Origin of the sequence: Mesorhizobium sp. M0139 (assembly GCF_040322455.1) — a bacterium.
Taxonomy (GTDB): domain Bacteria; phylum Pseudomonadota; class Alphaproteobacteria; order Rhizobiales; family Rhizobiaceae; genus Mesorhizobium.
The window spans coordinates 1-7909 of sequence record NZ_JAMYTN010000039.1; the positions used below are offsets into that span (position 1 = coordinate 1).

Here is a 7909-nt window from a genome sequence, read left to right on the forward strand (position 1 = left end):
AACCATCGCCGGTCCTCCGGCGGACAAGAAAACTGTCACCCATGCTATCGGTCCATTCTGTTACCTATCTATCCGGTTCGGACACGTCTCCCTTCCTCTCCCTCCGGAGGGGGGAGAGGTGGCTCGGCGAAGCCGAGACGGAGTGGGGGAGCCACGTGGCAATCGCCGCGAACGGACAAAGGAAGGGCTATCTCAAGCATTGCCTAGCGCCCAAGGGTCGACCCCCACTCCGTCGAGCTTCGCGCGACACCTCTCCCCCGAACACGGGGAGAGGAAAGCGCCAGTTCGCCGACCTTGATGCGTTCATCTCTCCCGGAGGCCGTGAAGTGACTATCTGCTGGAAATCCTGCAAAACTTTGCGCCTAATTGCGCGCCGCTCCCCAACATCGACAAGAAATTTCGCCGACATATCTGCATCTTGCGGTCGCCTGCCGGCCGTGACGCCGGATGGGTTGCGGCGCCCCATGAATTGGCGCTGTGCCGGGCGCGCGGATGTGCAAATATCGACGCCAGGCAAATGGGAGGACCATGGTCATGACCGATGCTGGGATGTTGCGGTTTCATGTGCCGGAGCCGGAAGTGCGGCCGGGCGGAACGCCCGACTTCTCCAACGTGCCGATCCCCAAGGCCGGCTCGGTGCCGCGACCGGACATCGATGTCGATCCGCGCACCATCCGCGACATGGCGTTTTCGATCATCCGTGTGCTCAACCGCACCGGTGAGGCGGTCGGGCCGTGGGCCGGGCTGCTCACCGACGAGGAGCTGCTCGAGGGGTTGCGCCACATGATGACGCTGCGCAGCTTCGATGCGCGCATGCAGATGGCGCAGCGCCAGGGCAAGACCTCGTTCTACATGCAGCATCTGGGCGAAGAGGCGGTGAGCTGCGCTTTCCGCAAGGCGCTGGCGCCAGGCGACATGAATTTCCCGACCTATCGGCAAGCCGGCCTGCTCATCGCCGACGGCTATCCGATGGTCACGATGATGAACCAGATCTATTCCAACGAGGCCGATCCGCTCAAAGGGCGGCAGCTGCCGATCATGTATTCGTCGAAGGAGCATGGCTTCTTCTCGATCTCCGGCAATCTGGCGACGCAATACATCCAGGCGGTCGGCTGGGCGATGGCTTCCGCTATCAGCAACGATTCGAAAATCGCGGCGGCGTGGATCGGCGACGGCTCGACGGCCGAATCCGATTTCCATTCCGCACTGGTGTTCGCCTCGACGTACAAGGCGCCGGTCATCCTCAACGTCGTCAACAACCAGTGGGCGATCTCGACGTTTCAAGGCATTGCGCGTGGCGGCTCCGGCACCTTTGCCGCGCGCGGCCTCGGCTTCGGCATTCCGGCGCTGCGCGTCGACGGCAATGATTATCTCGCCGTGCATGCCGTGGCCAAATGGGCGGCGGAGCGGGCGCGGCAGAATCTCGGGCCGACGCTGATCGAATATGTCACCTACCGTGCCGGCGCGCATTCGAGCTCGGACGATCCGTCGGCCTATCGGCCGAAGACGGAATCCGACGCCTGGCCGCTCGGCGATCCGGTGATGCGGCTGAAGAACCATCTGATCCAACGCGGCGTCTGGTCGGACGAGCGTCACGCCCAGGCCGAAGCGGAAATCCTCGAGACGGTGATCGCGGCGCAGAAGGAAGCTGAAGGCCACGGCACGCTGCATGCGGGCGGCAAGCCGTCGACGCGCGAGATGTTCGAGGGCGTGTTTGCCGAGATGCCGCCGCATCTCAGGCGCCAGCGCCAGCAGGCGGGAGTCTGACCATGCCGAGACGGACCATGATCGAGGCGATCCGCGACGCCATGGACGTGTCGATGGCGCGCGACGAACGCGTCATCGTCTATGGCGAGGATGTCGGCTTCTTCGGGGGTGTCTTCCGCTGCACGGCAGGCCTGCAAGCGAAGTACGGCAAGACCCGCTGCTTCGATGCGCCGATCAACGAATCCGGCATTGTCGGCTCCGCCATCGGCATGGCCGCCTATGGGCTGAAGCCATGCGTGGAAATTCAGTTTGCCGACTACATGTACCCGGCTTACGACCAGCTGACGCAGGAAGCAGCACGCCTGCGCTACCGCTCGAACGGCGATTTCACCTGTCCGATCGTGGTCCGCATGCCGACCGGCGGCGGCATCTTTGGCGGCCAGACGCACAGCCAGAGCCCGGAAGCGCTGTTCACCCATGTGTCGGGGCTGAAGACGGTGGTGCCGTCCAATCCTCATGATGCCAAGGGGCTGCTGATCGCGGCGATCGAGGATCCCGATCCGGTGATTTTTCTGGAGCCGAAGCGGCTCTATAACGGACCGTTCGATGGCCATCACGACCGGCCGGTGACGCCATGGTCGAAGCATGAACTGGGCGAGGTCGCCGACGGCCATTACACGGTGCCGCTCGGCAAGGCGGCGATCCGCCGGGCGGGCTCGGCCGTCACCGTGCTCGCCTACGGCACCATGGTCTATGTCGCGCAGGCGGCGGTGGAAGAAACCGGCATCGATGCCGAGATCATCGATTTGCGGACCCTGCTGCCGCTCGATCTCGACGCGATAGTCGCTTCGGTGAAGAAGACCGGACGCTGCGTCGTCGTGCACGAGGCGACACTGACCTCCGGCTTCGGCGCCGAGCTGTCGGCGCTGGTGCAGGAAAATTGTTTCTACCATCTGGAAGCGCCGGTGGCGCGCGTCACCGGTTGGGACACGCCCTACCCGCATGCGCAGGAATGGGATTATTTCCCGGGGCCGGCCCGTGTCGGCCGCGCGCTTCTCGAAACCATGGGAGCCTAGGGATGGGCGAACACATCATCAAGCTGCCGGATGTCGGTGAAGGCGTCGCCGAGGCCGAACTTGTGGAGTGGCACGTCAAGGTCGGCGACCTCGTGCGCGAGGACTCGGTGCTTGCCGCCGTGATGACCGACAAGGCGACGGTGGAAATACCTTCGCCGGTCGATGGCGAGATCCTGTGGCTGGGCGCCGAGATCGGCGACACGGTGGCGATCGGCTCGCCGATCGTGCGGCTGAAGGTGGCGGGTGAAGGCAATGTGAAGGATGCGCTGCCGGGCGAGGCCAGCGCCAAGAGCACCCCCACCCCTGCCGAGGCGAGCCACGGGTCTCGCCCGTCCTCCGGACCCCCACAAGAGGGAGGCGTTTCGGCCACGAAATCCGACGCCAAGTCGCCACCACCTGCACCAGCAGCCAAAAGCGCACGGGCAGCTGAGACTGAATCCCCCTCCCCCTTGTGGGGAGGGGCCAGGGGCGGGGGTACTGCGCCGACATCTAAAGGTGCGGCACCCTCCGGCGCGCCGCGCCCGGAGGGCGAAAAGCCCCTGGCGTCGCCCGCCATCCGGCTCAGGGCGAAGGAGGCGGGGATCGATCTGCGCCAGGTGTCGGGTACCGGCCCTGCCGGCCGCATCAGCCACGAAGATATCGAGGCATTCCTGGCACGCGGACCGCAGGTAGCGAAGGCGTCGGGTCTGGCGCGCAATGACAGCGTCGAGGATATCAAGGTCATCGGACTGCGGCGCAAGATCGCTGAAAAAATGTCGCTGGCGAAGTCACGCATCCCGCACATCACCTATGTCGAGGAGATCGACGTCACAGCACTTGAGGAGTTGCGCGCGGCGCTCAACAAGGAAAAGCGCAAGGGTGTGGAGAGGCCGAAGCTGACGCTGCTGCCGTTCCTGATGCGGGCGATGGTCAAGGCGATTGCCGACCAGCCCAACATCAACGCGCTGTTCGACGACGAGGCCGGCATCATCCATCAGCATGGCGGCGTCCATATCGGCATTGCCGCGCAGACGCCGTCGGGCCTGGTGGTGCCGGTGGTCAAGCACGCCGAGGCGCGCGACCTCTGGGATTGCGCGGCCGAGCTGAACCGCCTGGCCGAAGCGGCGAAGTCCGGCACGGCCAGCCGCGACGAGCTGTCGGGATCGACCATCACCATCACCTCGCTCGGCGCCATGGGCGGCGTGGCGACGACGCCGGTCATCAATCATCCTGAGGTGGCGATCGTCGGCGTCAACAAGATGATGGTGCGGCCGGTCTGGGACGGCACCCAGTTCATCCCGCGCAAGATGATGAACCTGTCGTCGAGCTTCGACCACCGGGTGGTCGACGGCTGGGACGCGGCGGTGTTTGTGCAGCGCATCAAGGCGCTGATTGAGACGCCAGCGCTGATATTTGTGGATTGAGGGGCGGAACGACCGAGATGACGGCGGGACAGCGCCCCCCTCTGCCTTGCCAGGCATCTCCCCCACAAGGGGGGAGATTGGACGTCACGCAGGGTTTCGCCAATCTCCATCGTTGCAGGAATGAGCGAAGCGAAGAAGCTGCTGATCTCCCCCCTCGTGGGGGAGATGTCCGGCAGGACAGAGGGGGGCGCGAAGGATCGCGACGGAACATTCCCTCGCATCAAAGGGTCACGCCATGAAAGAAATCTCCTGCAAGCTGCTGGTCATCGGCGCCGGGCCCGGCGGCTACGTCTGCGCTATCCGTGCCGGCCAGCTCGGCATCGATACGGTGATCGTCGAAGCCGGCAAACCGGGCGGCACCTGTCTCAATGTCGGCTGCATCCCGTCCAAGGCGATGATCCATGCGGCGGAAGAGTTCGAGAAGGTCGCGCATATGGCCGGCGGCAGCAGTCCGCTCGGCATTTCTGTGGCGGCTCCGGTGCTCGATCTCGGCAAGACGGTTGCGTGGAAGGACGGCATTGTTAGCCGGCTGACCGGGGGCGTTGCCGGGCTACTGAAGAAGGCCAAGGTCAAGACCGTCTATGGCTGGGCGACGTTCCGCGACGGCAAGACCGTCGCGGTCGAGACCGAGACCGGCACCCAGATCATCCGCGCCGAAACGGTTGTGATCGCCACCGGCTCGGCGACGGTGGAACTGCCGTTCCTGCCGTTCGGCGGCCCGGTGATTTCATCCACAGAAGCGCTGGCTCTCGGCGAGGTGCCGAAAAAGCTCGCCGTGGTCGGCGGCGGCTATATCGGGCTGGAACTCGGCATGGCGTTCGCCAAAATGGGCGCCGCGGTGACCGTGGTCGAGGCGCTGCCGCGCGTGCTGGCGCAGTATGATGCGGAACTGACCCGGCCGGTGGTGAAACGGCTGGCCCAGCTCGGCGTCGAGGTGATGCTTGGCGCCAAGGCCAAGGGGGTCAAGGGCGACGCGCTGCTGGTCGAGACCGCGGACGGCAAGAGCACCAAAATCGCGGCAGACAAGATCCTGGTCACGGTCGGCCGCAAGCCGGTGACGGAGGGCTGGGGCCTCGATCAGATCGATCTCGACATGGCCGGCAAGTTCATCAAGATCGACGACCAGTGCCGCACCTCGATGCGCGGCATCTATGCCATTGGCGACGTCACCGGCGAGCCGATGCTGGCGCACCGGGCGATGGCGCAAGGCGAAATGGTGGCCGAGATCGTCGCCGGCCACAAGCGCAGCTGGGACAAGCGCTCGATCCCGGCCGTCTGCTTCACCGATCCGGAGCTGGTGACGGCAGGGCTAACGCCGGAGGAGGCGAAGGCTTCAGGCGAAATCAAGATCGGCCAGTTCCCCTTCGCCGCCAACGGCCGGGCGATGACGAAACTCGGCGAGGACGGGTTTGTTCGTGTTGTCGCCCGCGCGGACAACCATCTGGTGCTGGGCATCCAGGCGGTCGGGCAAGGCGTGTCGGAACTGGCGGCGGCGTTCGGCCTGGCGCTGGAAATGGGCGCGCGGCTGGAGGATATCGCCGGGACCATCCATGCGCATCCGACGCAAGGCGAAGGCTTCCAGGAAGCGGCGCTGAAGGCGCTGGGCCACGCGCTGCATATTTGAGGTGCGCTTACCCTCCCCCTTGTGGGGAAGGGTCGATCCGCGTAGCGGAGCGGGGTGAGGGTCCTCGCCGACCGCCAGCGCTCACCCCCACCCCGTCTCGCCATCTCCGCTTCGCTCCGACCGCGAGCCGACCCTCCCCACAAGGGGGAGGGTGAAGTAGCTCAGCTTGCCAGCCGGCTTACCATCTCGTGCTGCGCATAAGCGCGCCCAAAACGATTGGCGAGAAACGCATCCAGCGCGATGTTTTCCTGCTTGACGAAGCCGGTCGCCGGCAAGGTGCCGTCGGCCAGCATGTCGAGCACGGCGCAGATGCCGGAGGCGGTGGTGATCTGGATTGCGCTGCGCACCTGGTTGCCGATGCGCTGCGAATAGATCTTGTTGGCGTAGGTTTCCTGCAGCAGGCGGCCATTGCGGCGGCCCGAGACGGTGACGAAGACGATGACCACATCCTGCAGCGTTGCCGGCAGGGCGCTCTCGAAGATATCCTTCAGCACGTCGCGGCGGTGGCGCAGGCCGAGATCGTTGAGCAGCGCCTTCATGATCGCCGCGTGGCCGGGATAGCGGATGGTGCGGTAGTTCAGCGTGCGCACCTTGCCCTTCAGCGTCTCGGCCAGCGTGCCGAGACCGCCAGAGGTGTTGAAGGCCTCATAGGTGACGCCGTCGAGCGAGAACTCTTCGCGCTCCTCCAGCGGCGGCACCTCGATCAGCTCGCCCTCGACGATCGCCTCGCAGGGTTCGCAATATTCGTTGATGACGCCGTCGGTGCTCCAGGTCAGATTGTAGTTCAGCGCATTGGACGGGTATTGCGGCAGCGCGCCGACGCGCATGCGAACGCTTTCCAGCGTGTCGAAGCGGCTGGCGAGATCGTTGGCGACGATCGAGATGAAGCCCGGCGCAAGGCCGCATTGCGGAATGAAGGCGCTGTTGCCCGACTTGGCCAGCTCCTTGACGCGGCGGGTGGAGACGACGTCCTCGGTCAAATCGAGATAGTGTACGCCGGTGGCGGCCGCGGCCTCGGCGATGCGAGTGGTCAAATGGAAGGGGGCGGCGCTCAGCACGGCGAAGGCGCCGGCAAGGGCGGCCTCGAGTGCGCCCGGCGCTGCGATATCGAGCTCCAGCCCCTCGACGCCGGCGGGAAGTTCGGCCGCGGCAAGCTGCGCCGCCGCGCGGTCGACAACGGTGACGTGGTAGTCGCCGCTGTCGGCGAGCATGCCTGCAATGGTGGAGCCGATCTTGCCGGCGCCGACGACGATGATTTTCTTCATGACCTTGCCCCTCGTGAAAACTCTTTGGCCCAGACCGCCGCGCGCTGGACGCGATGCCTTCAAGAATCGCAGCTTGCCTGTCGAAAGGAAGCGTGGGATCGTTCGAAATGAACCCTGCAATTGAACGATACGCCGACGAGGTTCGTCGAAATGCTCAGTGACGCCGAACAAAAACTGCTTTCCCTGCTGCGCGCCAATGCCCGCGCGTCGACCACTGAGCTGGCGCGCCAGCTCGGCGTTTCGCGCACGACAGTGCAGAGCCGGATCGAGCGGCTGGAACAGCGCGGCATCATCACCGGCTATGGCGTGCGGATGGCGCCGGACTACGAGCAGGGGCTGGTGCGGGCACATGTGCTGCTCACCGTCACGCCCAAGCTCGCCGACAAGGTGGTGCGGGCGCTGCAGGCGCTGCCGCCGGTACGGACGCTGCACTCGGTGAGCGGCAATTTCGACATGATCGTCATCGTCGACGCGCCGTCGATCAGGGATCTGGATGCGTTGCTGGACGAGATCGGGGCGATGGACGGGGTCGAGCGGACGTCGTCGTCGATTATTTTGTCGACACGGATCGATCGGTAGGTGGAACGCATGAGCCGCTAATCTCCCCCCTTGCGGGGGAGATGGCCGGCAGGCCAGAGGGGGTCGGTTCGACTGGGCTCGGCCTACCTGCCGCTGCAGAAGGAGGTTAGCGCTCCATGCGAGGCGACCCCCTCTGTCGCCTTCGGCGACATCTCCCCCTCAAGGGCATAGGCGCTAAGATAGGTATTGCCTTGCGGAATCGGGTGTGATTCTACGCTGCGATGACACACGAATCGCTTGTTGATGACGGCTGGG

Annotated in this window: 6 protein-coding genes; 5 read left to right on the plus strand and 1 reads right to left on the minus strand. The window is 65.1% G+C overall.

All coding sequences use genetic code 11. The annotated features are described in order from the left end of the window. Positions 1-534 precede the first annotated feature (534 nt). From NKJ58_RS31255 to lpdA, 4 genes are all read left to right on the plus strand, one after another. Entirely contained in the window at positions 535-1767 is a 1233-nt protein-coding gene (locus NKJ58_RS31255) for a 3-methyl-2-oxobutanoate dehydrogenase (2-methylpropanoyl-transferring) subunit alpha (RefSeq protein WP_023687602.1), read from the plus strand. A 2-nt stretch (positions 1768-1769) separates the two neighbouring features. After that, on the plus strand, positions 1770-2783 hold the full coding sequence (locus NKJ58_RS31260; protein ID WP_023672171.1) for an alpha-ketoacid dehydrogenase subunit beta: 1014 nt from the start codon (positions 1770-1772) through the stop codon (positions 2781-2783). 2 nt (positions 2784-2785) lie between these two features. Next, complete coding sequence (locus NKJ58_RS31265; protein ID WP_352519420.1) at positions 2786-4186, plus strand: dihydrolipoamide acetyltransferase family protein; 1401 nt, start codon at positions 2786-2788, stop codon at positions 4184-4186. A 235-nt stretch (positions 4187-4421) separates the two neighbouring features. Then, positions 4422-5810: a dihydrolipoyl dehydrogenase gene (gene lpdA, locus NKJ58_RS31270; RefSeq protein WP_352498845.1), complete on the plus strand. Its 1389-nt coding sequence runs from the start codon at positions 4422-4424 to the stop codon at positions 5808-5810. Positions 5811-5971: 161 nt separating this feature from the next. Here the strand turns inward: lpdA and NKJ58_RS31275 are convergent, their stop codons facing one another. Next, positions 5972-7075: a saccharopine dehydrogenase family protein gene (locus tag NKJ58_RS31275; protein WP_352519419.1), complete on the minus strand. Its 1104-nt coding sequence runs from the start codon at positions 7073-7075 to the stop codon at positions 5972-5974. A gap of 150 nt (positions 7076-7225) precedes the next feature. Here NKJ58_RS31275 and NKJ58_RS31280 point away from each other — a divergent pair, with 150 nt between their 5' ends. Beyond that, entirely contained in the window at positions 7226-7654 is a 429-nt protein-coding gene (locus NKJ58_RS31280) for an Lrp/AsnC family transcriptional regulator (RefSeq protein ID WP_023672167.1), read from the plus strand. The last annotated feature ends 255 nt before the right edge of the window (positions 7655-7909 follow it).

Coding starts and splice junctions, on each gene's coding strand:
- NKJ58_RS31255 (WP_023687602.1), top strand. CDS start 535: ATGACCGATGCTGGGATGTTGCGGTTTCATGTGCCGGAGCCGGAAGTG.
- NKJ58_RS31260 (WP_023672171.1), top strand. CDS start 1,770: ATGCCGAGACGGACCATGATCGAGGCGATCCGCGACGCCATGGACGTG.
- NKJ58_RS31265 (WP_352519420.1), top strand. CDS start 2,786: ATGGGCGAACACATCATCAAGCTGCCGGATGTCGGTGAAGGCGTCGCC.
- lpdA (WP_352498845.1), top strand. CDS start 4,422: ATGAAAGAAATCTCCTGCAAGCTGCTGGTCATCGGCGCCGGGCCCGGC.
- NKJ58_RS31275 (WP_352519419.1), bottom strand. CDS start 7,075: ATGAAGAAAATCATCGTCGTCGGCGCCGGCAAGATCGGCTCCACCATT.
- NKJ58_RS31280 (WP_023672167.1), top strand. CDS start 7,226: ATGCTCAGTGACGCCGAACAAAAACTGCTTTCCCTGCTGCGCGCCAAT.